This is a genomic window from Streptosporangium longisporum, from assembly GCF_039534895.1.
Lineage (GTDB): Bacteria > Actinomycetota > Actinomycetes > Streptosporangiales > Streptosporangiaceae > Streptosporangium > Streptosporangium longisporum.
Map to the genome: position 1 here is coordinate 505303 of NZ_BAAAWD010000019.1, position 26565 is coordinate 531867.

Annotated in this window: 27 protein-coding genes and 1 tRNA gene; 18 read left to right on the forward strand and 10 right to left on the reverse strand. The window is 71.0% G+C overall.

What is annotated here, in order from left to right; genetic code table 11:
* Window positions 1-214 precede the first annotated feature (214 nt).
* The gene (locus ABD832_RS34005; RefSeq protein WP_344903886.1) at window positions 215-388 is read left to right on the forward strand and encodes a hypothetical protein; all 174 of its coding nucleotides are present in this window, start codon (window positions 215-217) and stop codon (window positions 386-388) included.
* A gap of 63 nt (window positions 389-451) precedes the next feature.
* On the opposite strand, the gene ABD832_RS34010 is transcribed toward ABD832_RS34005, so the two are convergent.
* Together ABD832_RS34010 and ABD832_RS34015 are read right to left on the reverse strand one after the other, a co-directional pair.
* A complete protein-coding gene (locus ABD832_RS34010) occupies window positions 452-1342 on the reverse strand; it encodes a phosphotransferase family protein (RefSeq protein ID WP_344903889.1) in 891 nt (296 codons plus the stop codon).
* Between the two features lie 37 nt (window positions 1343-1379).
* Window positions 1380-1847: a glycine-rich domain-containing protein gene (locus ABD832_RS34015; protein ID WP_344903892.1), complete on the reverse strand. Its 468-nt coding sequence runs from the start codon at window positions 1845-1847 to the stop codon at window positions 1380-1382.
* 119 nt (window positions 1848-1966) lie between these two features.
* On the opposite strand from ABD832_RS34015, the gene ABD832_RS34020 reads away from it, so the two are divergent.
* Window positions 1967-3307 (forward strand): NsdA family TPR-like regulatory protein, encoded by a 1341-nt coding sequence (locus ABD832_RS34020; protein ID WP_486389083.1) that lies wholly within the window; start codon window positions 1967-1969, stop codon window positions 3305-3307.
* Window positions 3304-4200 (forward strand): NsdA family TPR-like regulatory protein, encoded by an 897-nt coding sequence (locus ABD832_RS34025; RefSeq protein WP_344903898.1) that lies wholly within the window; start codon window positions 3304-3306, stop codon window positions 4198-4200. Before ABD832_RS34020 ends, ABD832_RS34025 begins: the two co-directional genes overlap by 4 nt.
* An 883-nt stretch (window positions 4201-5083) precedes the next feature.
* Here the strand turns inward: ABD832_RS34025 and ABD832_RS34030 are convergent.
* On the reverse strand, window positions 5084-5845 hold the full coding sequence (locus ABD832_RS34030; RefSeq protein WP_344903901.1) for a hypothetical protein: 762 nt from the start codon (window positions 5843-5845) through the stop codon (window positions 5084-5086).
* A gap of 230 nt (window positions 5846-6075) precedes the next feature.
* Between ABD832_RS34030 and ABD832_RS34035 the strand changes: the two genes are divergently transcribed.
* A complete protein-coding gene (locus tag ABD832_RS34035) occupies window positions 6076-6261 on the forward strand; it encodes a site-specific integrase (RefSeq protein ID WP_344903904.1) in 186 nt (61 codons plus the stop codon).
* A 273-nt stretch (window positions 6262-6534) separates the two neighbouring features.
* Here ABD832_RS34035 and ABD832_RS34040 read toward each other — a convergent pair whose 3' ends face one another.
* A complete protein-coding gene (locus ABD832_RS34040; RefSeq protein ID WP_344903907.1) occupies window positions 6535-7776 on the reverse strand; it encodes an NsdA family TPR-like regulatory protein in 1242 nt (413 codons plus the stop codon).
* Window positions 7777-7947: 171 nt separating this feature from the next.
* Between ABD832_RS34040 and ABD832_RS34045 the strand changes: the two genes are divergently transcribed.
* Together ABD832_RS34045 and ABD832_RS34050 are read left to right on the forward strand one after the other, a co-directional pair.
* The gene (locus ABD832_RS34045; RefSeq protein ID WP_344903910.1) at window positions 7948-8325 is read left to right on the forward strand and encodes a hypothetical protein; all 378 of its coding nucleotides are present in this window, start codon (window positions 7948-7950) and stop codon (window positions 8323-8325) included.
* 2 nt (window positions 8326-8327) lie between these two features.
* Window positions 8328-8582 carry a hypothetical protein gene (locus ABD832_RS34050; RefSeq protein ID WP_344903913.1) on the forward strand — a complete coding sequence of 85 codons (255 nt, stop codon included), beginning with the start codon at window positions 8328-8330 and terminating at the stop codon, window positions 8580-8582.
* 669 nt (window positions 8583-9251) lie between these two features.
* On the opposite strand, the gene ABD832_RS34055 is transcribed toward ABD832_RS34050, so the two are convergent.
* Window positions 9252-9328, reverse strand: a tRNA-Pro gene (locus tag ABD832_RS34055).
* Window positions 9329-9438: 110 nt separating this feature from the next.
* Here ABD832_RS34055 and ABD832_RS34060 point away from each other — a divergent pair.
* From ABD832_RS34060 to ABD832_RS34075, 4 genes are all read left to right on the forward strand, one after another.
* On the forward strand, window positions 9439-9885 hold the full coding sequence (locus ABD832_RS34060) for a hypothetical protein (protein ID WP_344903916.1): 447 nt from the start codon (window positions 9439-9441) through the stop codon (window positions 9883-9885).
* 302 nt (window positions 9886-10187) lie between these two features.
* On the forward strand, window positions 10188-10826 hold the full coding sequence (locus tag ABD832_RS34065) for a hypothetical protein (protein ID WP_344903918.1): 639 nt from the start codon (window positions 10188-10190) through the stop codon (window positions 10824-10826).
* A gap of 5 nt (window positions 10827-10831) precedes the next feature.
* A complete protein-coding gene (locus ABD832_RS34070; RefSeq protein ID WP_344903921.1) occupies window positions 10832-11623 on the forward strand; it encodes a hypothetical protein in 792 nt (263 codons plus the stop codon).
* A gap of 2 nt (window positions 11624-11625) precedes the next feature.
* Window positions 11626-11820 carry a hypothetical protein gene (locus ABD832_RS34075; RefSeq protein WP_344903924.1) on the forward strand — a complete coding sequence of 65 codons (195 nt, stop codon included), beginning with the start codon at window positions 11626-11628 and terminating at the stop codon, window positions 11818-11820.
* 645 nt (window positions 11821-12465) lie between these two features.
* On the opposite strand, the gene ABD832_RS34080 is transcribed toward ABD832_RS34075, so the two are convergent.
* Together ABD832_RS34080 and ABD832_RS34085 are read right to left on the reverse strand one after the other, a co-directional pair.
* The gene (locus ABD832_RS34080) at window positions 12466-12888 is read right to left on the reverse strand and encodes an ATP-binding protein (RefSeq protein WP_344903927.1); all 423 of its coding nucleotides are present in this window, start codon (window positions 12886-12888) and stop codon (window positions 12466-12468) included.
* Between the two features lie 152 nt (window positions 12889-13040).
* Window positions 13041-13817 (reverse strand): SigB/SigF/SigG family RNA polymerase sigma factor, encoded by a 777-nt coding sequence (locus tag ABD832_RS34085; RefSeq protein WP_344903930.1) that lies wholly within the window; start codon window positions 13815-13817, stop codon window positions 13041-13043.
* A gap of 193 nt (window positions 13818-14010) precedes the next feature.
* Here ABD832_RS34085 and ABD832_RS34090 point away from each other — a divergent pair, with 193 nt between their 5' ends.
* Entirely contained in the window at window positions 14011-14406 is a 396-nt protein-coding gene (locus ABD832_RS34090; RefSeq protein WP_344903933.1) for an STAS domain-containing protein, read from the forward strand.
* 46 nt (window positions 14407-14452) lie between these two features.
* Here the strand turns inward: ABD832_RS34090 and ABD832_RS34095 are convergent, their stop codons facing one another.
* On the reverse strand, window positions 14453-15229 hold the full coding sequence (locus ABD832_RS34095; protein ID WP_344903936.1) for an ANTAR domain-containing response regulator: 777 nt from the start codon (window positions 15227-15229) through the stop codon (window positions 14453-14455).
* Window positions 15230-15354: 125 nt separating this feature from the next.
* Between ABD832_RS34095 and ABD832_RS34100 the strand changes: the two genes are divergently transcribed.
* From ABD832_RS34100 to ABD832_RS34115, 4 genes are all read left to right on the forward strand, one after another.
* Window positions 15355-17217, forward strand: a complete 1863-nt coding sequence (locus ABD832_RS34100) for a SpoIIE family protein phosphatase (RefSeq protein ID WP_344903939.1) — start codon at window positions 15355-15357, stop codon at window positions 17215-17217.
* Window positions 17218-17357: 140 nt separating this feature from the next.
* Complete coding sequence (locus ABD832_RS34105) at window positions 17358-18482, forward strand: anti-sigma factor RsbA family regulatory protein (protein ID WP_344903942.1); 1125 nt, start codon at window positions 17358-17360, stop codon at window positions 18480-18482.
* Between the two features lie 139 nt (window positions 18483-18621).
* Window positions 18622-19791 carry a glycosyltransferase gene (locus ABD832_RS34110; RefSeq protein ID WP_344903945.1) on the forward strand — a complete coding sequence of 390 codons (1170 nt, stop codon included), beginning with the start codon at window positions 18622-18624 and terminating at the stop codon, window positions 19789-19791.
* Window positions 19792-19976: 185 nt separating this feature from the next.
* Window positions 19977-20780, forward strand: coding sequence for a glycoside hydrolase family 16 protein (locus tag ABD832_RS34115; protein WP_344903948.1), 804 nt, complete (start codon window positions 19977-19979; stop codon window positions 20778-20780).
* A 25-nt stretch (window positions 20781-20805) separates the two neighbouring features.
* Here ABD832_RS34115 and ABD832_RS34120 read toward each other — a convergent pair whose 3' ends face one another.
* Window positions 20806-21909: a PucR family transcriptional regulator gene (locus ABD832_RS34120; protein ID WP_344903951.1), complete on the reverse strand. Its 1104-nt coding sequence runs from the start codon at window positions 21907-21909 to the stop codon at window positions 20806-20808.
* A 76-nt stretch (window positions 21910-21985) separates the two neighbouring features.
* On the opposite strand from ABD832_RS34120, the gene ABD832_RS34125 reads away from it, so the two are divergent.
* Both ABD832_RS34125 and pruA read left to right on the forward strand, forming a co-directional pair.
* Entirely contained in the window at window positions 21986-22912 is a 927-nt protein-coding gene (locus ABD832_RS34125) for a proline dehydrogenase family protein (RefSeq protein ID WP_344903954.1), read from the forward strand.
* On the forward strand, window positions 22912-24537 hold the full coding sequence (gene pruA / locus ABD832_RS34130; RefSeq protein WP_344903957.1) for an L-glutamate gamma-semialdehyde dehydrogenase: 1626 nt from the start codon (window positions 22912-22914) through the stop codon (window positions 24535-24537). The genes ABD832_RS34125 and pruA overlap by 1 nt, the downstream gene beginning before the upstream one ends.
* Before the next feature lie 21 nt (window positions 24538-24558).
* On the opposite strand, the gene ABD832_RS34135 is transcribed toward pruA, so the two are convergent.
* Complete coding sequence (locus tag ABD832_RS34135) at window positions 24559-25503, reverse strand: GlxA family transcriptional regulator (protein ID WP_344903960.1); 945 nt, start codon at window positions 25501-25503, stop codon at window positions 24559-24561.
* 70 nt (window positions 25504-25573) lie between these two features.
* Between ABD832_RS34135 and ABD832_RS34140 the strand changes: the two genes are divergently transcribed.
* Entirely contained in the window at window positions 25574-26470 is an 897-nt protein-coding gene (locus tag ABD832_RS34140; RefSeq protein ID WP_344903963.1) for an NAD-dependent epimerase/dehydratase family protein, read from the forward strand.
* Window positions 26471-26565: the final 95 nt, after the last annotated feature.

Here is a 26565-nt window from a genome sequence, read left to right on the forward strand (position 1 = left end):
AGTTCGTGAGGAATGATCGTTCGTCGGCCCGTCAGCGCTCCCGTCTTCCCTCCGCCACAGGAGCGTGAACCGCCGGGGCTCGTTCTCCGCCCCGGGCCAAGACGTCGCACCGGCCTGACATGCGGGAAGTTCTGTTGGCCCGATCCGGCCAACATGAGCAGGCAACCGGGGCATATCCGGCGAGCCTCCTCTCACCGCTAAGGAGACCCACTGCGTGAAGGTCAACGTCATGTGGGTTACCGCACAGGTCCTTGCGCACGCGGACCCGAACTTCGACATCCACGAGTTTGCTCCTCTGTCCGGGGTGAGAGGACTGTCGCCTTTTTTGCCGAAAAGCGGTCTACGCCGTGACCACGACGGCAACTACATGCAAGCCCCACCGGTGTAGCGCAGACGAACGCCTCGCTCGTCCTCCTCGTAGAGGCCGGCGGGGCGTCTTCGTGTTGCGAGCTCAGCTGGTGCGGTACTCCACCCACGTCCGCCCGGCCGCCGCAGCCTGGGCCCGGGACGCTCGGATTCCGGTGGGGCCGTTGCGGGCGACGAACTCGCGGAACAGCGACCACACGGCAGCCAGACCGGTCACCGCGTCGGCCGGGGCGCTCTTCCACGCGGGTACCTGCTCGGCCAGCTGCTCGGCCTGCTCGGGCGTGTGACCGGCCAGGATCAGCCGGGGCACCAGCAGGGCGGTCTCCACCCAGGCGGCGCCCTGGCAAGCGAGCCCCCAGTCGACGACCCTCACCCCGGCCGGACAGGCGAGGAGGTTGCCCTCGTGGAGGTCGGCGTGCAGCAGCGTGGACCCGGTGAGCGCGTCCAGATCGAGGAGCCCGCGGGCGTGACGGTAAGCGTCGGCCGCCAGCAGATCAACAGGCGGGTCGGCGAGCAGCGCGTCAGCACGGCGGGTCAGGAACTCGACGTTGTCGACGACGGGGGGCACCTGGGCGCCCGGGTTCGGGCTGAGCGTTTCACCGAGCACCTGGACGAGCTCCAGGACGCCGTGAAGATCCGGGGAGGCGAGGCCGAGCTTGGCCTCCCGCGCGTCGTCGACGTGCTCGATGAGGAGGGTGATCCATCCGGCGGTGTGCCCGCTCCACAGGAGTCGCGGAGCGGGCACAGCCTCGGGTAGTGCGGCGCAGACGAAGCGCTCACGCTGATAGAGCGACGCGGACGGCGAACTGTCGGGCAGGGCCTTGACGAACACCCGCCCGGCCGCCGTGTCCAGCCGTGCGGCGAGTCCCGCGGTGAGGCCACCTGGCAGGGAGGTCACGTCCAGGATGGGCTCGCACTCGGCCGTGACCGCTGCGCGCACCTCGGCGGGGAGGTCATCCCATCGGTACCCGGTCATGCTCCGCACGCTACGCCGCCTCTACCAGGTAGGTGGCCTATTTGTTGCTGTCGGTGCAGCCCTGGTGGCACTGGCTGCACTTGCCGGTGCCGCTGCCCTCGCACGCGGCGGCGTGCCCCCACAGGCCGCGGACGACCGGCAGGCCGAGCTTGCGCATGACGGCGACGGTGTCAGCCGCCGTGCACCCGTCGCTGCCGACGCCTTCCTCGTCGGTGGGGGCGTGGTGGATGAAGCGGCCAGCGTTCCGCTGGCAGAAGTCGGCGTACTCCTTGGTGTAGAGGATGAAGGTGTGCCAGCCGATGTCGACGATCTCGGACGGCGCGAGCCGGGCTTCCGGGCGGGCGGCGCAGGCGGCGAGGAAGGCGAGCGCCTGCTCCATGATGACGTCGGCCTGTTGGGCGTGCTCGGGGTGGTCGACGCGGATACGCGCGGTCAGCCGGTCGAAAAGGGCGGACGGGATGAGGGTGCGGGGGGTGGTGGCGGGCCGGTCGAGGATGACGGTCATGGGTCCTCCGAACGGAGCTGGAGCCCTAACCCTGTGTTAAGGGCTGCTACTCCTTGACGTTCCTCTCCGGTCGGAGGAACGTCGAGGGTCCGACGATGTGAACGAATGTGAGACCTGCGGTGGCTCCCAAACGTGCACGTCCGATCGCCAACCTGGCCCTGGCTGCGGCGATCGAAGCAGCAGGATGGACCCGCGCCGCGACCGCCCGGCACATCAACGCCGTCGCCGCCGAAACCGGTACTCCGCTGCACTACGACCACTCGACGGTCGGTCACTGGCTGACCGGGACGACACCGCGGCCGGAGGGTATAAGCGCTGGCGTGGAGGCGTTTCGCCGTGGCCTCCACCGGTCGGACCTTGTACCGGCTGATCTGGGCTGGCCGGAGGTTGCCGGGCTCGTCGAGGCGGCGGATGATCCGTGGCAGGGTGATGTGGTCGCCCGGCTGACCGCCCTCGGGGAGGACGACATGCTGCGCCGCCGTACCGTGCTGACCGCCGGCGCGTTCTCCCTGGCCGGGTTTGCCGCACCTCCTCCGGCCGACCCGGCTCGCGCTTCCGCCCGCCGAGGAGGCGCCGGGGATGTGGAGAGGATCCGCGAGACCGCCCGCCGCTTCGGCGACCTCGACGACCTGTACGGCGGCGGCCATGCCCGCCACGCGGTCGCCGCCTACCTCGTGCATGACGTGGCCCCTCTGCTGCACGGCACCACGGGCCGGGCCCGCCCGGACCTGTTCCGTGCCGCGGCTGAGCTGACCTACTTGGCGGCGTACATGGCGATGGACGCCGGCGCGAACGGCCTCGCGTTGCGCTACTACGTGCAGACCGTCCGGCTGGCCGACGAGGCGGGGGATCGGGTGCTGCGGGCCACGTCCCTGCGGTCCATGGCCGTGCAGGCCCGCGAGCTCGGCCACGACCAGGAGGCGTTGTCCTTGGCGGATGCGGCGGCGTCGGCTCTCGGCGGCCGAGCGCCGGGCCGGACGGTGGCGTGGGTGACGGGCATGCAGGCCGAGGCTCACGCCGGGGTCGCAGATCGGCAGGACGCGCTGGCCCTGCTGCGCCGCACGGAGGCGCAGTTGGAGCGGGTGGACTCGCTGCCGGAGGCGGAGTGGACGGGCAACTACCGGCGCGAGTCGCTGGAGCATCAGACCGGGCTCGCTCTCACCGCGCTGGGCGACCATGTCGCGGCAGCGGAGCACTACGCGGCGTCGGCAGGGTCGCGGCGGCCGGTGGAGCGCCGCACCCGCGCCGTGGTGGGACTGCGGTGTGCTCGCGCGCACCTACAAGCGGGGGATGCGGAGCGGGCCGCAGCGGCGGTGCTGGGGTTGCGCCCGACGTTAGAGGGCGTCGTGTCGGCGCGGGTACGAGGCGAGCTGCGGCTGTTGCGGTGGGGCTGGGCGAGGTGCCGCAGCGACGCGCACGTGGCGGAGGCTGATGTGCTGGTGGCGGGACTGCTGCGGTGAACTCCGAGCATCTGGCCCACCTGCAGCAGGTCATCGCCGACTATGGGCGCGACTATGGGCGCGACTACGCGCGCTACAGCGCTGAGGAGCTATGGCGACTGGCGCTGGGCGATCGCCACCACGTCACCGAGCTCCTGCAGATGCAGATGCCCCTCAGCCAGCGCCGCGAGCTGTACGTCACCGCGGCCGAGCTCTCGCTGGTACTGGCCTGGACTGCTGGTGACCGCGGACAGGTGCGGGCAGCGCTGGCCTACGCCGCTGATGCCCGCTACCACGCGACCGAAGCCGGTCACTCTGAGGCGGTGGCTTGGGCGTTCGATGTGGAGGCCACGACGTGGCTCTATGACGACCAGCCGGATCACGCGCTGCGCGCCGCTGCGCAGGGCGTCACCGTGGCGCCGCCGGGCAGCGCCGCGCAGACCCGTTTGACCGGACAGGTGGCGCGCATCCATGCCCGGCTCCGTCACGCCGATCAGGCGGTGGACGCGCTTGCTCTGCTGCGGGTCCAGGCCGAGCGGCACGAAGAGCACGCGGCAGGGCTGTTCTCCGCTGACGTGGCGCGGGCCTGGTCGGTGGCCGCGACCTCTCATCTGTGGCTTGGCCAGGACGAACAGGCCCGGGACTTCGCGACGCAGGCGAGTCGGCTCTACGAGCGAGACCGGCAGGCATCTCCGACCCGGTGGGGGATCACCCTCTTGGATCTGGGGACCGCCTGTGCCCGGCTGGGAGACCTCGAAGAAGCCGTCGCTCACGGGCTGGCGGCCGTGTCGGTTCCGCGTTACTCGGCAGCGATCGTCACCCGTAGCGGCAGTTTGGGCGCTCTACTGGAGCGCAGGTATCCGAACGCGGCGGTGGTCGAGCGGTTCCGCCGTCGGCTGGTCGAGCTCCAGTAGAGCGTAAAGATGTCCCGGCTCCCCTCGCCGGAGCCGGGACCAACGATCACGACGTCGCCACAGGAGTCCCACGGGTTACCGGTCATACCCGTCCGGCACGGGCTGCGGGACTTCCTATCGGCGCCACACGTTGACGCGCGCGGTGATGAGCAGCGGCGCACCGTCGGGACCCTTCGTATGAGAGGGGACCCACTGCCGTCGTCGCAGCGACCGGTTCGGCCCGTGCACCTGGTTGAGCCAGTGCCCGGACACGACCCAGCGCACGCTGTAGCGCCGCGAGCCGTTCTCTGTGCCGTCGTCGCCGGTCTGCGGTACGTACGTGCCGCAGGTCGATCACGGTCGCCTCGGGGTTCTCTCGCCCCGCCCTGCCGCAGGTGCGGCGCACCGACGTGTCCGGGCGTTCGATGCTGCGCTCGACGAGGTCGGGCTGCTCCATCAGCAGCCAGGCCGCGGCCAGAGCGGCGATGACCGGCGTCAGCACCCCGGCCGGGAGGCTGGCCGGCGAAGCCGGGGCGGCGGTGACCGGCAGCAGGTACGACACGATCGGCATCAGCGGCGATGCCTGGCCGGCGAGGAGCTGCCACACTCCGCGCCGCGATCTCGAGCCGCCACTCGGTCCCGGGAGACCCACAGCCCCACCGTGCCCCCCCTCGGGGCAGGCGGGCCCCCAGGTGCATGCCTCACGGGGACCCGAATCCGCCGGCGTCGAGGTGGCCGACGCTCCCGTCCCGGACGATGAGCCCGCAGCCGGACGGCCGGTCCGCGGTCACCCACCGGGTCGCCGCCAGGTCTCCCCCAGCGGAGACGGCGAGCGCCACCATGTCAGAGGCGACCCGGCACGGACCGGCGGCGCGCAGGTGGTTCGCAACCCCGCACTCACCCGTCAGCTGGTGAAACGTCCCTCACGGGTGTACTTGCACGCCCCCATGAGGCAGTTAGGGCTGGATCCCCAGCCGTCGTCATAGGTGACCCTGCGGTGACGCTTGATCAGGCTGCCCTTGACCTTTTCCGACTGAAGCCCAGGAGCGACCTTCACCTCCGCGTGCTTCCACCAACTGGTGCCGTTCCAGTAGTACAGCCGGTGCCGGGCCCACAGATGACCTGGTGAGTCCCGCGGCAGGCAGTTGAAGATGAAGCTCTCCGCGCGACGCTCCTTGAAACCGCCGAAGTCATGGGTGGTGTACGACTTGGGAGCCAGGCCGGCCTGGGCGTTGTCGTGCCACATGTGCCAGCCCCAGTGTTCGGCGGTGCACGAGGCGGAGAGCACGGCGTCGGCCGGAGCGGTCAGGCCGCGTACGGTGACCGGCTCGCTGGTGATCCGTCGCCCCTGCAGCGCGGTAGGAAGGTCGGTGCCGTGGTCGTCGACGAGGCGCTGGGGCACCGGCACATCGGGCGGGGTGATCTCCAGGTAGGTCTGCAGGTAACTGTTGCTCCGCTCCCAGTCGATGAGCGGCGCACTGCCGATGATCCCGAGCTGGGACATCCCCACTTCGTCGGAGGGCCGGCTGTCGGAGAAGCTCACGGTGAGACCGGTCGTGTATTCGATGTGCGCCAGGAGAATCTCCCTGTCGCTCTCCTCGGGTTCGGCCGCTACAGGGGAGGAGGCGAGCACCATCGTGGTGGCGATGGCCGCGAGTAATTTCATGCCACTCCTTGCGGTTGAAGTTACCTGAGCAGAACGTTAGGCATCGACTCCTGTCCGTGACCACGTAAAAGTCCTCACAGGTGGTCGGCTGGAGGATGCACTTGGCCGTTGACGGTTTCACTCGGTCTCGGCCTCGCGCAGCACGCGGGCCGGGTGGTGATGAGCGATGTGCGGGCCGGCCTCAGCCGTACGAGCTCCTGGCGAAGGTCGAGGTTCGCGGGAAAGGCGAGGTGCGGCTGTACGACTGCCGGCACTCCTGCCTGACCTTCCTGGCCGGCGCCGGGGTGCCGGATGTGATCCTCGCGGCATGGGCCGGACATGCGGACGTCGGCACGCCGACCAAGCGGGTCGACATCAACCCGGACTTGAGTCATCTGCGGGCGGCCACGAAGCAGCTCGACAAACCGTTCGAGTGATCGAAAAGCGAATGCGAGAAATTGTGAGACGGACAGCAGAAAGGCCCCGTCCCACCGAAGTGATACGAGGCCCTGACCTGCTCTTCAACCGCCGGGACGACAGGATTTGAACCTGCGACCTCTTGACCCCCAGGCAACCCAGGTGGGGGCGGGAGCATGCCTGATACCCGCCCCCACCTGCGGATACGGTCCACGGTGGTCCACCGACGTCCAGCCTTGTCCGGGGTCGTTGTCACTCAGTTGGTCACTCAGAAATCTGGGGCTCGGAGGAGTTCAAGCGCTCATGGGGTAGCGGGTCAGCAACTCCCGCACCTCGGGGACATCGGCGTAGGGCTTGAGCCGTGCCAGGACCACGCGGGCGCGCTGGGTGGTGCGGTCGCTGCTGAGGTCAGCGGACATGTCCAGCATCCGCGACGCCGTATGCGCCGCCGCTTCGGGCTCGTTGGCGTCGGCGAGAGCGACGGAGAGCCACGACAGGTACAACGCGACTTCCCGCACGTGAGTGGCGTCGTAGCGCGTCAGAACCTCGGTGAGCAGTGGAACGGCACGCAGCGGGCGACGCAGTTCGGTGTAGGCGCGAGCCTCCATGACCTGGAGCTCATCAGGGCTGACCCAGTACAGGTACGACGGTTCTTCGGCTCCTGCCGTGCTCGCCAGGGCGGCGCTTGCCTCACCCAGTGCTCTGATGGCGGGCTGGGCCTCCCCGGCGCGAGCGTGCGCCCACGCGAGACGGTCCCAGGTCAGTGCGCGGATACGCGGTGAGGCGTGCCGTCCGGCCGCGTCCAGAGCGGCGCGTGTCAGTGCCACGCTTTCCTGCGCGTCGCCGACGTTAGCGATCTGGTAGGCCAGGGAACCGAGAAGGTTGGCCTCCAGGGAGCCGTCTCCGGCCTCGCGGGCGGCGCTGATGCCCAACTGGTAGGTCTGAGTAGCTTGGTCGTGCTGGCCCGCGTCGCTGGCGATCCATCCGACGATCTGTGCCAATTCGCCGATGTTGACCAGCAGCGCCCGGCCTGCCTCTTCGGTGTGGGTGCCGCATCGGTAGAGCCGTACCGCCGCGTCAAGCTCCCGGAAGGCAGGACGGATCAGGTCGCTTCCGGCGATGACGTCATCGGCGAGCCGTAGGCCGTGAACCCGTGCCGCCAAATCCTGCACGGTGCCCATCCCGACCCTTCTCCCGGTTCCGGCGGGAAGGCGGGACAGCGGATCGCCTTCGGGCATGAACGCGGCGAGCACCTGAGCCGGTGACTTGCGGGCCGTCTTGTTCGCCAGGTCGAACAGCTCGGCCTCGGGAAGGTCGAACGCCCGGCAGTACAGCACCCGGTAAGGGTCTTTGGGCTGGTGCCTGCCCTTCTCCCAGTCCTTGATCATGCGGATTAAAGATTCGCGGGTCGGCAGGTGAGCGCGGGTGCTCTCGTCGGCTGCTTCGGTGAGGGCTCGTGCCATCTGTCGTTGCGACCACAGCCGCTCGCGTCGCTCGGCGCGCAACCTCAGTGCCCAACCCGGAATCTCGTCCATCACCGCGCCTTGGGGGAGACATGGGAGACCTGCCGTCTCCCCCAGTCTCCCCTATCGCCTCCTGTGCGAGCACGTGTATGGGCGATGTCATGGGAGGACCGTGAAAAAGCGGAACCCGCAGGCGCGGACACGCCGTACGGGTTCCTTGATCGCACACTGGAGGTGCGACCCATGGACAACTGTAGAGCCGTCCCACCCGCCGTTGACGAGGCGACGGTGGAGAGCCACGACAAGGCGTTGGCCATCGTGCAACGACTTCTCACCGAGCAGGGAATCCGCGCTCACCGCCACCACACGATCAGTCTCGGACTCTTCGCCAACAGTGCGGCTGCCTGGCCCGACCAGCCGCCTCTCCGGTCGTGGATGGAGCGGCATCCGCCGGAACTGACCGTGAAGGGTCCACAGGGCTGGCGCGTAGCCACAGTGACCATGGGGACGCGTTCGGGCAGCTATCTGGTGTCCCTGCGCGACGGCTCCGGCCTCCAAGCGGTGCGAAGCGAGCATCCCGAACAGGTGGTCGCCCTGATCGCGGCCGCTCGGGGGTCGTGACCGTGTACGGCTGGGTCATCCTCGGCGATGCGGCCACCAAGAGAGTCAACGGCCAAGAGGTCGTCGTCACGGCCGGTAAGTCGGGCGACATCGGGGTGGCCATCAGAGCGTGGGAGGACGCTGAGCGCCACCGGATGCTGTACGAACTGGGCAACCTCGGCCGCCTGGTCGATGCCGCGATGGCCCGCCTCCAGGTCCACCACCGCACTTCAGGCAATCGCGGAAAACATGCACCGGAAACGGGCGACACCCGATGACCACTGGTCGGGTACGGCAACACACCTTCCCGTAGTCGCGTTGCCGTACCCGACAGCAATGGCCGTGATCGGGTAACCGTGTCGTTCGGTGGCAACCTGACCCGGAGCGCAGTGCCGCCAGGCGCGAGCACCGGAAGCAGGGCGGCAGAGTCCTTGATCATCTCGATGAAGACGTTGCTGATGATCACTGAGTGGAGACGGCCGGCGCAATGCCGAATGGCACCCCGCAGGGGCCGCGAAGCGGTTGAGCCGGCGGTCGGAGCGGCAGGCGACAGCGCGTACCAGGGCGGCGGGTGCGTTCGGTTCGGCGGGTGCTCGGTGCGGCGGGCGGCGGGCTTACGCCGCGCCGTCCCGGCTGGCGCGGGCCGGGACCGGCCGCCAGGGCCGCACGCCCGGCCCGCTGGCCGTGCCGGGACGGCGGGGCGTGTCCCGCCGTGCGGCGGCGCGGAGCGCTGGCGCCTTGAGGACATCGCGCGTCTCGTCGGCCACAGCGGGACCGCCGTGACGGAGGCGGTCTACCGGAAGCAGATCCGCCCGGTCCTGCTCGGCGGGGCGGAGGCGATGGACCGGATCTTCACGTGACGGGAGCGATAGTCACTCAATTGGTCACCCAGAACGAAGAAAGGGTGCCTCCCTTTCGGGTGACACCCTTGCCGACCAGCTAAAACCTGGTCGGGACGACAGGATTTGAACCTGCGACCCCTTGACCCCCAGTCAAGTGCGCTACCAAGCTGCGCTACGTCCCGGTTGTCCTGCGCCCTCTCGGGCGGGACGTCATAACCTTAGCGCAGATCCAGCGGGCTTGCGCACACGATGACGCCCGCGAGGACAGGCGATCGCGAAGGGTGGCGGGCAGGTGGGACGTAAGGCGTTGATCGACCCCGAGGAGCTCCGGCGGCTGGCCGGGACGGGGTTGTCGAACGCGGAACTGGCCGCCCGGTTCGGGGTGAGCGAGTCAGGGATCTTGCAGGCGAAGCGGGCCGCCGGCCTCTCGAAGCCGATGCTCGACCACTCGCGGGCCCTTCCGTGGAAGCTGGACCGCTCGCACAACCAGTCCGGACCCGCGACGAACCTGCGGAACCTGTCGGCCGTGGCCCAGGGGCGGGTCATTCCGGCCGAGAAGCTGAACACCGCGCTGCGCTGGGCCGGGCGGCTGGTGGAGAGCGGGCTGGACGTGTCCTACGAGCCCGGCCGGGGGTTCACCGAGGTACCCGCCTCACCTCAGGACTGGCTGGTCGCCAGGGTGCTCGATGAGGCCCGGCGGGTTCTCGAGGGCGACGGGGAGCGGCACACCGGCGGATGACGCGGGCAGTGCCCCCCGAAGGTGAGAGAGACGGCGCGGCCTCGGGAGAGGCCCGGCCCTCGGAGACCACGTCACAAAGGGGCAGCCACAGCGGGACCGGCCCCAGTGCGACGAAGGTGGAACTCCCCACCGAATCCGAAATGGCAGGACGCTGAGCGAGATGGGATTAAACAACCGACAAAATGTGAGAAAACATCACATATAGACCACGGCATGGGAATCCGTAAATGTCGGCGGCCGGTTTCGAGCCCTGTACCTGGGGCAGCGCACCGGAACAAGCGCCTACACAACCGGAGGCACACATGACCACCGTGGTCTGGGTGGCCGTCGTCGTGGTCGCGGTGGTAGTGATCGCCGCAGTCGGCTATTTCGTCGTGCAGCAGCAACGCCGGCACCGGCTTCGCGACCGTTTCGGCCCCGAATACGAGCGTACCGTGCAGGAACGCGAGAACAGGCGTGAGGCCGAGCAGGAGCTCATCGCCCGCGAACAGCGTTTCAGCTCCCTCGACATCCGCGCCCTGGACGCCGGGACGCGGGAGATCTACAGCAAGAAGTGGATGGAGGTCCAGGAGCGTTTCGTGGACGCGCCCGGTTTCGCGGTGACCGAGGCCGACCATCTGGTGACCTCGGTGATGGCCGAGCGCGGCTATCCCACGGACAACTTCGAGCAGCGGCTCTCCGACCTGTCGGTCGCGCACGGCCGTACCCTCGACCACTACCGGGAGGCTCACGAGATCAGCAGCCGGGCGGCCCGCAAGGAGGCCTCCACCGAGGAGCTCCGGCAGGCCATGGTGCACTACCGTGCCCTGTTCGAGGAACTGCTCGCCGCCCCGGCCAGCCCGGCCGTCGGTGACCGGGACACCCGGCGGACCGCTCCGGACGCCCCCGCCTCCGCCTCCGACGACGACCAGAGCGCCCGACGCGACGCCGGGGAGCGGTGATCCGGATGAACGATCGATCGGCTCCGGACGGCGACCGCCTCGTCCACAAGGCGGACCAGAACGACGAGCGCCCGGTACGCGGGCCCGGCGAGAACGACCCGGCCGTCTCGGAACACGCCCAGAACGCGAGTTCCAGGCCCCGGGAGACGCCTGCGGACGACACCCTCGTGGCCCGGCAGGAGGACTCCCTTGCGGGTGACGACCACGACGTGACCGGTGACGGGCCGCGCGACGACCGGCGCGCCTCCTCCGGCGACGACCTGGTCAGCGACCACGACGCCCCGCTGAGCGCCGGCAGGCGCGACGTACCGGGCGACGGCGTCGACGACGACGGGCGCGCCGGTACGCTCCCCCGGGATCAGGCCGGGGACACGCCGGTCGGCGGCTCCACGGCCCACGACCGGGTCCCGGACACCGCCGGTTTCCCCGACAGCACGGCGGGCAGGCCGGACGACGTGCTCGACGAGGGATCGGGCTTCACCGACGCCGAGCGGCCCGTCACACCGGCCACCGGGTCCCCGATCCTGTTCGACCAGGACTCCGAGGGGATACGGCGACGCTGGCAGGAGGTCCAGACCAGCTTCGTCGACGACCCTCGGCAGGCGGTGGAGCGTGCCGACTCACTCCTCGACGAGGTGACGAGCTCCTTCCGCAGCGCGCTGGAGGCACGGGCCACCGAGCTCCAGGGACGCTGGAAGAACATCGAGAAGAACGACACCGAGGATCTCCGGACCGCCCTGCGCGACTACCGGGCGACCCTCGAACAACTCCTGAACATCACTGCTAGGACGAGGTAATCATGCTTGCGATCGCCGCTGCCATCGTTTTCGGTCTCGGGCTCCTGCTCGACCTGATCAACGTCGCGATACCCGGACTCGGCGGGTCGTTCTTCCTGCTGCTCGGGCTCCTGCTCCTCTCCCTGCACCAGGCCGGGATCGGCTCGGCCGGTCCGCGCACCGGTGGCGGGGGCGGGGGCTGGCGCCGCAGGCGTTGATTCCCCGGGGTGAGCCTCCGGAGCCCTCGGAGCGGCCCTCCAGGGTCTTCCGGCACCGAGAAGGATCGCCCCCCTCAAGGCCCTCAAGGCCAGAACCGCGGAACGAACGGAAGAGGACCCCGGCCACATGGCCGGGGTCCTCTCCCTTTTCCCCCGGTGAACCGTGACGCGCCGCCGCCCGTGAGGGATCGATCGCCGACCGCCACGGACCACCGGTCGGACATGCCCCGCGACGGACGCGACGTCCTCGATCACAGGGCTCTCGATCACGGGCCTTCCGGCGCCTGTGACGCCCTCCGGGACGACGCGAGCCTGAGCCGGTCCCCTGGGTACGGGGCGGCGCCGCGCACAGCGATATCCCGGAACAGGGCCCTGCGCGAAACGAAGACCCCGGAACAAGGCCGGGAAGGAAAGAAGCCGGAACGGTGCCGTACGGGGCGCGCAGAGGCCGGTACGGGGCGATGCCCATGGCTGGGAAGGATCGGATCATCGGTCACGGACGTCGGCGGGCGATCGTCGGTGCCGGTACTTCGGGTACTTCGGTATATCAGTGCCTCGTGCCGGCGGGGCGCGCGCCGGACGGGTGAGGCCTCGTGTCCACCGGTCGTGCGGGCCGCCGGGGGGACGGCGGGCCGGTGGAGGTCGTCAGATCTTGAACGTCATGGTGATGAAGGTGCCCGAGGCACCGGTCTCGAACTTGATGTCCGAGCTGACCATCCGGGCCACCCACAGGCCCATGCCACTGGTGGCATGGGGCCCGGGGGGCGTCTCACCCGGCGCGGGACCGGGGTCCCACCGGCCCTCGTCGTGGATCTCCACGACGAGGGCCCGGCCGACCGTCCACATGCGCAGGACGGCCTTGGCCGTGGGGTGTCCGTGGGTGACCGCGTTCGTGGCCACCTCGTTCAGCGCGACCAGGAAGTCGGCCAGGCTCTCCTGCGACATTCCGCTCCGCACCGCGTAGGTGGAGGCGAAGTCGCGCACGTCGGGCAGGTCGGGGAGGCAGAAGGCCAGCTCGGCCACCGCTGCCCCGGCGGGAGGGATCCTGGAACGGTCGCCACTCGCCATGAAGCGAGCCGGACGAGCACCGTCCTCGTTCACCCGAGACCCGCCTCCCCTGTCCCAGTCCGCCTTCGTTCTCAGCATCCGGGATCCATTCAAACGCACCTTACGCCACGTCCGTTGTCGCCGACTGGGGTGCCCTGTAGCGGGCGATGTATTCAGCATTCGGCGACAAGTTCCTCGCGGAGCTGATCGAGCACCTTCCGCAGGATACGGGAGACGTGCATCTGGGAGATCCCGAATTCGGCCGCGATCTCGGCCTGGGTCATGTTGCCGAAGAAGCGGAGCAGGAGGATGTTCTTCTCCCGGGCCGGGAGCTTGTCGATCAGCGGCTTGACCGCCTCGCGGTCCACCAGGGTGCCCAGGGCGTCGTCCTCGTCGGGGATGACGTCACCGAGCGCGGCGGCGTCGTCGTCGGCGCCGAGGGGGGCGTCCAGCGAGAGCGCGCTGTAGGCGGCGGAGGCGTCCAGGGTGAGCAGGACGTCCTCTTCGGAGATCTTCATCTTGGCGGCCAGCTCGCTGACCGTGGGGGCGCGGCCGAGGTCCTGGCTGAGGTCGGCGACCAGCCGGTTCAGCTCGGCCCGGCGCTCCTGGAAGACGCGGGGGACGCGGATGGCCCAGGTGCGGTCGCGGAAGTGGCGCTTGACCTCACCGGTCATGGTGACCACCGCGTAGCCGCGGAAGGGGTGACCCAGGGACGGGTCGAAGCCGTTGATGGCCTTCATCAGACCGACGTACGCGGCCTGCAGGAGGTCTTCCATCGGCTCGCCGCGGTAGCGGTAGCGGCGGGCGATCTCCATGGCGAGGTGGCGGTGCATCTCGACGATGCGCTCGCGCAGGCGCTCGGCGCGGTACTCGGAGATCTCAGGCAGCGACATCTCGGCGAGGAGTTCCTCAGCGGTCATGTCGGTGATTTCGAGTGCCTGAACAGACATTGCTGCTCCCTGGTATTACTGTCGGGCGAGCCGACCACGGAAGCAACATCCGGGCAGACGGCATCGCCTCGACCTACGTTTCGAGGCGAGGCCCTCTGCTGGACCTCTGCTTCCATTATTGCCATGAATCCCGGAGTATTACTCGCTCGCAGGTAACAGTAAGGTTGCTAATCGAATGGCGAGGAGGCCCTGAGTGACGGTGTCGGAGAACGGCGAGAGATCGGCGGCCCTGACTCTCACGTCGGCGGTCGTCGGTGGGATCAACGTGATCCACGTGACGGGTCTGCTGGACGCGACGACGAGAGACCAGTTCGCCGACTACCTGGCGACGGAGTCGGGCGAGCACGGCCCGGACATGGCGATCGACCTGAGCGGCGTGACCTTCATGGACTCGCGTGCGCTGGGGCTCATCGTCCACCACTGGCAGGTCAGCACCACCGCGGGCGCGAAGTTCGCCCTCATCGGGGTGGAGTACGCCAAGACCAAGGTGATGTGGATCACAGGCCTGGCCCAGCGGCTGCCGCTGTACGACACGGTCGAGGACGCCCTGGCGGCCTTCGGCGACTCCTCGGGGGCCGGTGACCGCTAGCTAGGGGCACCCGGGCCCCCGGGGCGGGGCCGGCGCCGACGACGCCTCAGCCGCCCGTGAAGCCCTCCGTGAGACCTTCCGTGAACCCCCCTGCGGAACCCTCCGGGGCTCCTGCCTTGGCCTCGCGGTTGCGCTGGTGCTCGTCGACCAGCAGCCGGGCCAGGTCGGCGACCTTCACCTGGTGGTGCTGGGAGATGCGGCGCAGCTCGTCGAAGGCGGCCTCGGCCGAGCAGCCGCTGGACTTCATGATGATGCCCTTGGCCTGGTCGATGATCGCCCGGCCGGCGAGCGCCTCCTGCATCTGCGCGGCGTCGGTGCGCACCTCGTCGTAGTCCCACATGTTGGCCAGGGCGACGCCCACCTGCTCGGCGAGCATGTCGGCCAGCGGCGGGACGTTCCTGGCGGCGAAGACCCCGGGCCGCACGCCGTACATGCCCAGGACCAGGACGGCGCGCTCGACGGTGATCGGCATCGTCAGGATCGAGCGGACGCCGCAGCGGACGGCCATGGCGACGTAGCCCGGCCAGCGGGACTCGCGCAGCACGTCCTGGACGATCACGTGGCGCCCGGTGGCGCGGGCCTCTGCCGAGGGGCCCTCACCGAGCCGTTCCTCGCTGTCGGCGAGCACCACGAGCTCGCTGTGGGAGGCCGAGACGACCACCCGTTCCCCGCGCCACAGCTCGGCGGAACCGCCCGCGCAGCCGGGGACGCCGCCCGCGAGGGTGGCCGTGAGCCCGCGCAGCACGCTCTCGCTGGACGTCTCCTCGCTGACCCTGCCGAGGACCGCGAGATCCCTGGCGAGGACGGGAGTGACCATGTCCATCCGCGGGCCTCCTTTCCTGTGCCACCAACCTAACCACTACCTGACCACGCGCCGATCCGGCCTCGAGTGGCGTACCGTCTACGACGGGATAACGCCCCATCCCCGCCCCCTGACGAGGACGACCATTGACCGACGGTATTGGCCTTCAGACCCTGGAGCAGGCGCTGAGCGCCCTGACCGCCAGGATCTCCTCCCTGCGTGAGGCGAAGTCCGCCTACCCCGCGGACCCCCGGTCCACACTCGACGCGGCGCTCGCGGAGCTCGACACCGCGCGCGAGCTGCTGGACGCCTCCGTGCGCGAGCTGCGCAAGGCGCCCAAACGCTCCGGTGAGCGCGAGAGCGGGTCCCAGCGGGAGCTCAAGCTGCTGCGGCAGGTGTTCCGCACCTTCCCCATCCCTGTGGTGGTGCTGGACGCCTCGGGGGTGGTGCGGCGGATCAGCGCCGAGACCTCCCGGATGCTGGGCAGCCCGGCCGGGTACCTGATCGGCCGCTCGTTCCCGCTCTTCGTGGACGTCTCCCGGCGGGCGGCGTTCCGCTCGCACCTGACCGCGGTGCAGCAGGGCGGCCAGACCGCGACCCTGCAGACGCGCCTGGCCCACCAGGGCCGGGCGCACACGGTGCAGCTGGCCGTGACCCGCCTGACGATGCCGGGCGAGCCGCAGGAGATGGTCGCGGTCATGATCCTCCCGCTGGAGGCCCAGCTGCCTGGCCCTCCCCCGGGCCCGGCCGACCGCTCCGACTCCGTCCTGGTGATGGCCGCGGCGCGCCGGCAGGAGCTGCTGTCCAGGATGACCCGGCTGCTGCTGGACGAGGAGAGCCTGCGCCAGCCGGTGACCGTCACCCGGGCCGCGCGGCTGCTGGCCGCCGAGTGGGCCGACTGGGTCTTCGCCGACATGATCCGGGACGGCATGCCCAAGCGGGCCTGCGTGCTCGGCCCGAGCGACAGGCCGGTGACCCAGCTGGTCCGCCTGGCCGAGCAGATGAACCCGCTGACCGCGCCGGGCGTCGCGCACGTGCTGACCGGCGGCTCGGGCGTGGTGCACGAGATGCTGGAGGACGACGGGCTGCTCGGCGACGTGCCGGGCGGGCCGCCGCTGCTGCGGGTGATGGGCGCCGCCTCGGTGCTGATCGTGCCGATCGGCGGCGGCGGGGCCGACGTACTGGGCTCGCTGACCCTGGTGCGGCTGCGCGACCGCGAGCCGTTCACGCTGGCCGATCTCGGCCTGATGGAGGAGATCGGCGCCCACCTGGGGCTCGCGGTGCGGGCCCGGCGCAGCTTCCAGACCCGCTCGCGGGCGGCCGACGCGCTGCGTACCAGCGTGGTGCCGCGGAGCCTGCCGGACATCCCCGGGTTCGAGGCGGCGGCGATCTACAACGCGGGGTCCAGCCCGGTCGGCGCCGAGTTCTACGACGTCTTCCCCTCCCGCGACGGGTGGGGGTTCGCCCTGGGCGGCGCCGCGGGCAAGGGCGAGGAGGCCGCGTCGGTCAGCGCCATGGTCCGCAACGGCCTGCGCGTGCTCAGCGTCTGGGAGTCCGACCCGGGCGAGGTGATGCGCAAGCTGAACCAGGCCCTGAGCGCCCAGAACAACGGCATGTTCGTGATGGCCGTGACCGGGTTCATCCGGGCGCGCAAGATCAGGCTGGCCAGCGCGGGACACCATCCCGCCGCGCTGCTGCAGCCCGACGGCGGGGTGCGGTTCACCGCGGGGGGCGGCGTGCCGCTGGGCATCGCCGCGGAGGCCGAGATGTTCACCGAGGAGCTCACCCTGACCTCGGGCCAGACCCTGGTGTTCTACTCGGACGGCCTGGTCGCCTCGCAGAACGAGGTGGGCGAGTCCTACGGCGAGACCAGGCTGGCCGACGTGCTGGCGCGCTGCGTGGCGCAGAGCCCGGCCACGGTCGTCAAGACCGTGGAGGAGGACCGGCACGCGTTCTCCGGCGGGCGGGTATGGGATGAGATCGTGATACTCGCCCTTCGTGTCGTATAGCGTGACCGGCGGGGCATGATCGGCGGCGTGACCGGCGGACGTGCCCCTCGGGCGCGACCGGCCGGGCGGGAGCCCGCGTCCCGCCCGGTGACCAGGGCCGCCGGTGGCCGGACCGCGTACGAGGGAGTGGGACGGCCTTCATGACCTCCGTTCACCGGGGTACGGCCCACGCCGCCGGGTCCTTCGCGCACCAGGCCGCGATCCACGACTCCGACGAGCGTTTCCTGGCGGTCGCGCTGCCCTTCGTCCGGGACGGGCTGGCCGCGGGCGACCCGGTGATGGTCACCACCACCCCGGCCAACCTGGAGCTCCTCGCCAACGCCCTGGGCCGGGACGGCCGCCTGGTGGACTACGCCGAGACCGCGTTCCTGGGCCGTCGCACCGTGGAGCGTGCCACCGCCTTCCACCGCTACTGGCAGCGGCGCGGGCCCGAGGCCCCGCGGGGCGGGCACGTGCGGATCCTCGCCGAGCCGGTGTGGACCGGCCGGGCACCGGCCGACGTGCTGGCCTGGCAGCGCATGGAGGCCGCTCTGAACCTGCTGCTGCGCGGCACCAACATCTGGATGATCTGCCCGTACGACGCCAGGACCGCCGGTTCCGGGGTGCTGGACGCGGCCCGGCGCACCCATCCGTGGCTCTGCGAGGACGGCGCCGTGGCCGCGCCCTGTCCCGAGTACGCCGACCCCGCGGCCTTCATCGCCGAGTGCGACGCGGTCCCGCTCCCGCAGCCGCCCGCGGACTCGGCCGTGGCGCGGGTGGAGACGCTGCACGCCCTGCGGACGTTCGTCGGCGGCCAGGCGTCGCTCCTGGGGCTGAGCCGCGACCACGCGTCCCTGCTGGCGGTCGCGGCCCACGAGGTGGCGGCCGTGCTGGGGCCGCCGGTGACGGTACGGATCTGGGAGCGGCTGGGCGCGATCGTCTGCCATCTCGACCGCAGGGGCGGGCGGATCTGCGACCCGGTGGCGGGTCTCCGCCCGCCGGGGTCCCCCGCCGGTCCCGCGGCCGCCTCCCCGGCCGGTTCCGCGACCGACCCCGCGCGGCCGGCGAACAGGTCCGTCGTCCCCGCGAACGGGTCGGCCGGGCCGGCGAACGGTGCCGTGACCGGTTCGGCGATCGGTCCCGCGGCCGATTCCGGGGACGGGATGTGGATCGCCCGCCAGCTGTGCGACCGTCTCGACATCCACCATGACCTGGGAGGATGCGTGGTCCAGTTGCGCGTCCCGAGCGCCAGGGCCGAGGAGTCCAGGCAGAGCCGGAAGTATTGAACGCTTCCTTCTGGGTAGAAGGGTTTGGCTTCGGCGCCGATCAGGGTATGGTTGTCCCCATACAGACGTGTGCCTAAGACGCAGGCACCCCTGAAGGAATTACAGGCTTTCCATGCCTATCTCCTCCCAGAGGTGTGCCGTGAACATTGCATTCGTCTCCTCCGAGGCTCTCTCCTCCACCCAGGACGAGTCCGACCTGGCAGCTCAGCGCGCTCACCTGATGGCAGTGGCCCGTGAGCTCGGCCGCGAGCACAAGGTCACCATCTACACCCGCCGTAACTCCGACTCGGACAAGTCCCGGGTCCGCGTGTCGCAGGGCGTCACGCTGGAGCACCTCACCGCCGGTCCGGCCGAGAACCTGCCGGAGGACGGCGTCCTTCCCTACCTGTCGGACCTCGGCGACCAGCTGATGGACCGCTGGGGCCAGGACCGCCCGGACGTGATCCACGCCCACTCCTGGACCGGCGGGCTGGCCGCCATCGCCGGTGCGAACGGGCTCAACGTCCCGTTCACCCAGACCTTCAGCAGCGAGAGCTCCCGCGACGCCAAGGACGCCAAGAAGGTACGCGTGCAGCGGGCCATCGGCCGCCGCGCCAGCGCGGTGATCGCCGGGTGCGGTGACGAGGAGACCTCGCTGATCCGCCTGGGCGTGCCGCGCCGCAACATCTCGATCATCCCGTGCGGAGTCGACGTCGAGCGGTTCCGCCGCCAGGGCCCCTCCGCCGCCCGCGGCACCCGTCCCCGCCTGCTGCACGTCGGCCCGCTCTCGGCCGACAAGGGCGTGCACACCGCGATCCGCGCTCTGGAAGGCGTCCCGGACGCCGAGCTGATCATCGCCGGTGGGCCCGCGGCCACGGAGCTGGAGCACGACGCCGACGCGCACCGCATGATGCTGCTGGCCAAGGAGATCGGCGTCGAGGACCGGATCACCGTGCTCGGCCACGTCCCGCACACCTCGGTGGCCAAGCTGATGCGCAGCGCCGACGTGGTGTTCTCGCTGCCCAGGGAGGCCCCGGCCGGGGTCGTCGCGCTGGAGGCCATGGCCTGCGGCGTGCCGGTCATCGCCTCGGCGGTGGGCGCCCACCTCGACTCCGTGGTGGACGGGGTGACCGGCCTGCTGGTGCCCGCCGACCGCCCGGCGCAGACCTCCCGCCTGACCCGCGAGCTGCTCGCCGACCCGACCCGGCGTACCGCCCTCGGCTTCGCCGGCGCCGACCGCGCCCGGTCCCGCTACTCGTGGGAGCGGATCAGCCAGGAGCTCGTCCACGTCTACGAGACGGCCCTGTCCGGCGCCGCCGCCGCTCACTAGCCACCGCTCGCGGCGCCCGCCGGGGCGCCGCGAGCGGCATCGAGACCGGGGACCCCGACGGGGTCCCCGGTCTTTTTGTGCCCTCCTCGGCGAAGGGCCTTTGCCGCCGCAGGGGAAAGGTGAGGGACGGATGCGAAATCGCGATACCTCTGTTACTGGAGTGCAATCGTTGCTTTGATGGGCCCATGTCGATTCGTGGCACGTTCCTGGGCGTCCTGGCCGCAACGCTGGCGCTCTCCGCCCTGCCCCCGGCGCACGCGTCCGCGGGGGCGGCCCCCACCGCCGCGCCGGGCTCGCCCGCCGGGCCCGTCTCCGCCGGTGAGAAGGGCACGTCCGGCGGCCGGGGCTGGGGCGCCCCCGTCCTGGTGGAGAACTTCGACGGCAGCCGGGTCGACGGCCGCCGCTGGGTCGTCTACCACTCCCCCGGCGCCGAGACCAACCCGCGTACCGGCCGGGCCTCGACCGTGAGCGGCGGTGCCCTGCGGCTCAAGGGGGGCATCTACGGCGGCAAGGACCTGTCGGGGGGCATCGCGACCCGCACCGCGCAGCGCTACGGGCGCTGGGAGGTGCGGCTGCGCGCCGAGCGCGGTGCCGGGTACACGCCGGTGGCCCTGCTCTGGCCGTCCGACCAGGGCGGCGGGGAGTACGCGGAGGTCGACTTCGCCGAGATCATCGACCCGTCCCGCAGGTCGGGCGGGATCTTCGTGCACCGCGGCGAGCGGCCCCAGGCGCAGCGGCAGATGCGGGCCGACTTCACCCGCTGGCACACGGTGGCGGTCGACTGGCTGCCCGGACGGCTGACGTTCTGGCTGGACGGCAGGAAGGTGTGGGACTACCGGGGGCCGAACGTGCCCAGGAGCCGCTCCATGCACCTGACGCTCCAGAACGACGTGACGTGCAACCAGTGGTCGCCGTGCCGCAACCGCTCCACTCCCCCGACGGTCAGCATGTACGTGGACTGGGTGAAGATCTACCGGGCGAACGTCTGACCGCCAGGAAAGCACGTCCTCGGAGTCAGAGCAGGTGGCCCGCCTTGAGGGCGAGGTGGACCAGCAGGCGTTCCTGGCCGTCGGCCAGGTCGCGGCCGGTGAGCCGCTCGGCCTTGGCCAGCCGGTAGTAGAGCGTCTGGCGGTGCACGCCGAGCGCGGCCGCGGTCTCCTGGGCGTGACCGGCCCGGTCCAGGTAGCCCTCCACGGTCCTGGCGAGCTCCGGGTCCTCGGCCAGCCGGCCGGTCTCCCCGGCCAGCTCCCGCAGCCGGTCCCGGGACATCCGGATGAGCATCCGGTAGACGCCCAGGTCCGGCCAGGCGGCCACGGGCGCCAGCGCGGGCACCCTGGTGGCGACGTCGAGGGCGTGCACGGCCTCGTCCCAGCTCCGCCAGGCCCGCGCGGCGTCCTCGCGGGAACCGCCGAGGCCCACCGTCGTGCCGTACATGCCCTGGACCCGGCCGGCCAGCTCCCGCGCCTGGCCCGCCGGGACCAGCAGGGCGGCCAGCGGTTCCCCCTGCCGGTCCCCGCCGTCCCTGTCCGGGAAGGCGGGGTCGGCCAGCACGCCGCGCGGCAGCGTCCACAGGGCCGCGACCCGGTCCGGTGAGCCGCGCACGGCGATCGCCGCGACCGGGCCGCGCACGTCCAGCCGGGCCAGGGCTCCGGAGCGCTCCTCGGCGTCGGAGGAGAACAGCTCGCGCAGCCCGGCGCCCAGGTCCTGGCGGCTGCGGGCCTCCTGGGCCAGGACGGCGGCGGCCCGGGAGACCAGGCCGGCGACGGAGGCGAGGGCGTCGTCGCCGAGCGTGCCGTCGTCGAGGAGCCACAGGTAGCCGTAGGTCACCCGGTGGTGCCGCAGCGGCACGCAGACCCGGGCGAGCACCCCCAAGTCGGCGTCGGCCGGGATCCGCACGGGCCCGGGGGCGACGGCGATGCCGTACCCCTCGAAGTAGGCCCGCACCTGGTCCGTGGCGCGGCGCCGGAGGATGGACTCCCGCCGCACCACGTCGATGTCGCCGCTCTGCGCCGCGTACGCCAGGAGCTGGAAGGAGCGGTCCTCCAGGGTCGCGGACGCGCCGAGCCTCGCGGCGATCTCGTCCACCGTCTCCTGCAGCACCCGACCATTGTCGTACATCTGTATGAACACTCCCGTCGGCGGTCGTGGCAGATGCACATGACCGCCGGTCGGGGGCGGGTTCTAGGGTGGGGACATGCTCGGTTCCCTGCTTCTCGGTGCCTCCCGGTCACCTCTGGTACGGCGCGCGGTCTCCGGCGTGCCGGTGACCCGCAAGGTCGTCGACCGCTTCGTCGCGGGCGAGACGCCCGCCGACGCGGTCGAGGCGATCCGCGGCCTGACCGCCGCCGGCCTGACCGTCACCGTCGACCATCTGGGTGAGGAGACGCGGGACGCCGACGCCGCCGCCCGGACGGCCGGGGCGTACGTCACGCTGCTCGGCGCCCTGACCGAGCTGGACCTCGGCGACCGCGCCGAGGTGTCGGTGAAGCTGTCGGCGGTCGGCCAGGCCCTCGGGGCCGACGGCGCCAAGATCGCGACGGAGAACGCGCGGCACGTCTGCGAGGCCGCCCGCGCCTGCGGGGCGACCGTGACCCTGGACATGGAGGACCACACCACGGTCGACTCCACCCTGGAGACGCTGCGGGCCCTGCGCGAGGACTTCCCGTCCGTCGGCGTCGCCGTGCAGTCCTACCTGTTCCGCAGCGAGGCCGACTGCCGCGACCTGGCGCATGCGGGCTCCCGGGTCCGCCTGGTCAAGGGCGCCTACGCCGAACCGGCCTCGGTGGCGCACCAGAGCAGGACCGAGGTCGACCTGGCCTACGTGCGCTGCCTGCGCATCCTGATGTCGGGTGCGGGCTACCCGATGGTGGCCACGCACGACGACCGGCTGATCTCCATCACCGAGACCCTCGCCGACCGGTTCGCCCGGGCGATCGGCGACTACGAGTACCAGATGCTGTACGGGATCAGGGCCGACAAGCAGCGGGCCCTGGCCGGAGCCGGTCACACCGTGCGCGTCTACGTCCCCTACGGCGACGACTGGTACGGCTACTTCATGCGCCGGCTGGCCGAGCGCCCGGCGAACATCGCCTTCTTTCTGCGTGCCCTTGGAGGCAAGTGATGGATGCCATCTCCACCGTTCCCGCCCCGGTCAACGAGCCGGTGCTCGGTTACGCGCCCGGCAGCGCCGAGCGTGCCGCGCTGGAGGCCCGTGTCAAGGAGCTGTCCGGGGCGCAGCTGGACCTGACGATGACGATCGGCGGCGAGCAGCGGATGGCCGCCGGCGCCTCGATCGACGTGGTGCAGCCGCACAACCACGCCTCGGTGCTGGGCCGCACCGCCGACGCCGGCGCCGACGACGTGCGGGCGGCGATCGACGCGGCCCTGCGGGCGGCGCCGTCCTGGCGGGCCCTGCCCTTCGACGAGCGGGCCGCGATCTTCCTGCGTGCCGCCGACCTGCTGGCCGGGCCGTACCGGCAGACGCTGAACGCCGCGACGATCCTGGGGCAGTCCAAGTCCGCGCAGCAGGCGGAGATCGACGCCGCCTGCGAGCTGATCGACTTCCTGCGCTTCAACGTGGACTTCGCGCGCCGCCTCCAGACCGACCAGCCGCTCTCCTCACCCGGGGTGTGGAACCGGATGGAGTACCGGCCGCTGGAGGGCTTCGTCCTGGCGATCACGCCGTTCAACTTCACCGCCATCGCCGGGAACCTGCCCTCGGCCCCGGCCCTGATGGGCAACGTGGTCGTCTGGAAGCCCTCCCCCACCCAGCAGTTCGCCGCGCACTTCACCATGCGCCTGCTGGAGGAGGCCGGGCTGCCGCCGGGCGTCATCAACATGGTGACCGGCAACGGCCAGGCCGTCTCGGAGGTCGCCACCGTCCACCCGGACCTGGCGGGCATCCACTTCACCGGCTCCACCGCGACGTTCCAGCACCTGTGGTCCACGGTCGGCGCCAACATCACCTCCTACCGGTCCTACCCGCGGCTGGTCGGCGAGACCGGCGGCAAGGACTTCGTGCTGGCCCACCCCTCGGCCGACCCGGCCGTGCTGGTCACCGCGCTGGTCCGCGGCGCGTTCGAGTACCAGGGGCAGAAGTGCTCGGCGGCCTCGCGCGCGTACGTGCCGCGCTCGCTGTGGTCGCTGATCCGCGACGACCTGGTGAGCACCGCCGAGTCGCTGACCGTGGGGGACGTGGCCGCGGACCTGTCGACGTTCATGGGCGCGGTCATCGACGCCCGCGCGTTCGCCAAGCACAGGGAGGCGATCGACCGGGCCCGCTCGCTGGACTCGATCGACGTGCTGACCGGCTCCTACGACGACTCCACCGGCTACTTCGTGCGGCCGACGGTCCTGCAGTCGTCCGACCCCACCGACGAGATCTTCGTCAAGGAGTACTTCGGGCCGATCCTGGGGGTGCACGTCTACGACGACGCGGACTTCGAGAAGGTCATGGACGGGGTGAACGACGCCTCGCCGTACGCGCTGACCGGCTCGATCATCGCCCGGGACCGTCACGCGATCACCCAGGCGTCGGAGCGGCTGCGGTTCGCGGCGGGCAACTTCTACGTCAACGACAAGCCGACCGGCGCGGTCGTCGGCCAGCAGCCCTTCGGCGGCGCCCGCTCCTCGGGCACCAACGACAAGGCCGGGTCCATCCTCAACCTGATCCGCTGGGTCAACGCCCGCACGATCAAGGAGACGTTCGTCCCGCCGACCGACCATCGTTACCCGCACATGGGGTGACGTCTCACGAATCTGGAGACGTCATGAGGAGCGGGTGAAGGTCGCACGGTAGGCGCTGGGGGTGAGGCCGAGTCGTCTGACCAGGTGCTGGCGCAGCGAGTCGGCGCTGCCGAGCCCGCTGTGGCCGGCCACCTGATCCATGGGAAGCCTCGTGGTCTCCAGCAGCTCTCTCGCCCGCTGGACCCTCTGGTGGAGCAGCCACTGCAGGGGGCTGAGGCCGGTCTCGGCGTGGAACCTGCGGGTCAGGGTCCGGACGCTGGTGCGGGCGTGGGAGGCGAGGTCGGAGAGGGTCAGCGGCTCGTGCAGCCGGCCGAGCGCCCACTCGCGGGTTCCGGCCAGGGAGGTGCCGCGCTCGGCGGGCAGGGGCGAGTCGATGAACTGGGCCTGGCCACCGGGCCGTACCGGGGCGAAGACCACCAGCCGGGCGACTGTGTTGGCGACGGCGGCGCCGTGGTCGGCCCGGATCATGTGGAGACAGAGGTCGATCCCGGCAGTGAGCCCGGCCGAGGTGAGGATCCTGCCGTCCTCGACATAGAGCACATCGGGCTGGACGTCGACGGCGGGGAAGCGGCGGATCAGCTCTCCGGAGTACACCCAGTAGGTGGTCGCACCCCGGCCGTCGAGCAGTCCCGCCTGTGCCAGGGTGAACGCGCCGGTGCAGATCGAGGCGATCCGCCTGCCCGCCTTCGCCGCGTGGCGCAGGACGGCCAGCACCCGGGGGTCGGCACCGTCCCGCGCCCCGGAGCCGGTGACCATCACGGTGTCCGCGCCGTCCACGGCGTCCAGGCCGTGGTGGACGGTCACGCCGAGGCTGTAGGTGCCCGCGACGACTCCGGGATCGGCCGTGCAGACGACGACCTCGTAGCCGGGGGCGGCGTCCACCTCGACGGCGCCGAACAGCATCTCGGGGATGGACAGGTCGAACACGGTCACCGGCGGGGTGGCGATGACGGCTATTCGATGCATGGCCAAAACCTCCGGACATATGGCATTCAGGCCACTAGCCTAGCTTCATCCCCCACAGCACTGTGGTCCCATGACTTTCACCGTTGTTCTCGGAGCCGGCTCGACCGGCATGGCGACCACCCGGCTGCTGGCCGACTCGGGCGAGCGGGTGCGCCAGCTCACCAGAAGCGGCGGCGGCGTCGAGCATCCACTGGTCGAGCGAGTGGCGGCGGACGCCTCCGACGCCGATTCGCTGACCTCTCTCACCGAGGGAGCGGCCGCCCTGATCAACTGCGCCGCGCCGCCGTACGACCGGTGGCCCGAGGAGTTCCCGGCGCTGGCCGCCGCGCAGCTGACCGCCGCCGAGCGCACCGGGGTGGGCTACGTGATGCTGGGCAACGTCTACGGTTACGGCCCGGTCCACGGGCCGTTCACCGAAGAGCTGCCCATGTCGCCGACCACGGTCAAGGGCGCGGTCCGGGCCCGGATCTGGGAGAACGCCCTGGCCTCCCGGGCCCGGGTCACCGAGGTGCGCGCCGCCGACCTCCTCGGCGCGGACGCCTACTCGCTGTTCAACCTGACGGCGACCAGGCCGTTGCTGGCCGGGGATCCCGCGTTCCTGCCCTATGACCTGGACGTGCCGCAGAGCTGGTCGTACACCGGTGATGTCGCGCGCACCCTGGTCGCGGCGGCGCGTGCGGAGCGTTCGTGGGAGAGGGCCTGGCACGTCCCGTCCACGGTGATCTCCGCGCGAGAGCTGGCGACGCGTCTGACCTTCCTGACCGGGGCGCCCGGACCGAAGCTGGAGAGCCTGCCCCTGGAGGAGATCCACCGTCTGGCCGGGACCGACCCGATCATGGCGGAGGTCCCGGAGATGCAGTACCTCTACCGGCGCCCGTTCGTCCTGGACTCCACCCTGACCCAGCGTACGTTCGGCTTCGGAGCGGCCCCCCTCGACGACGCCCTCGTCGAGATGGCGGGACGGTAGAGCGACCCCGGAGCACGGACGGGGCGAATCGTGCCACCGGCCGCACATGGGGTGACGTCTCACAAGGCGGGTGGACCAGTCTCAGGTGGGCTTTC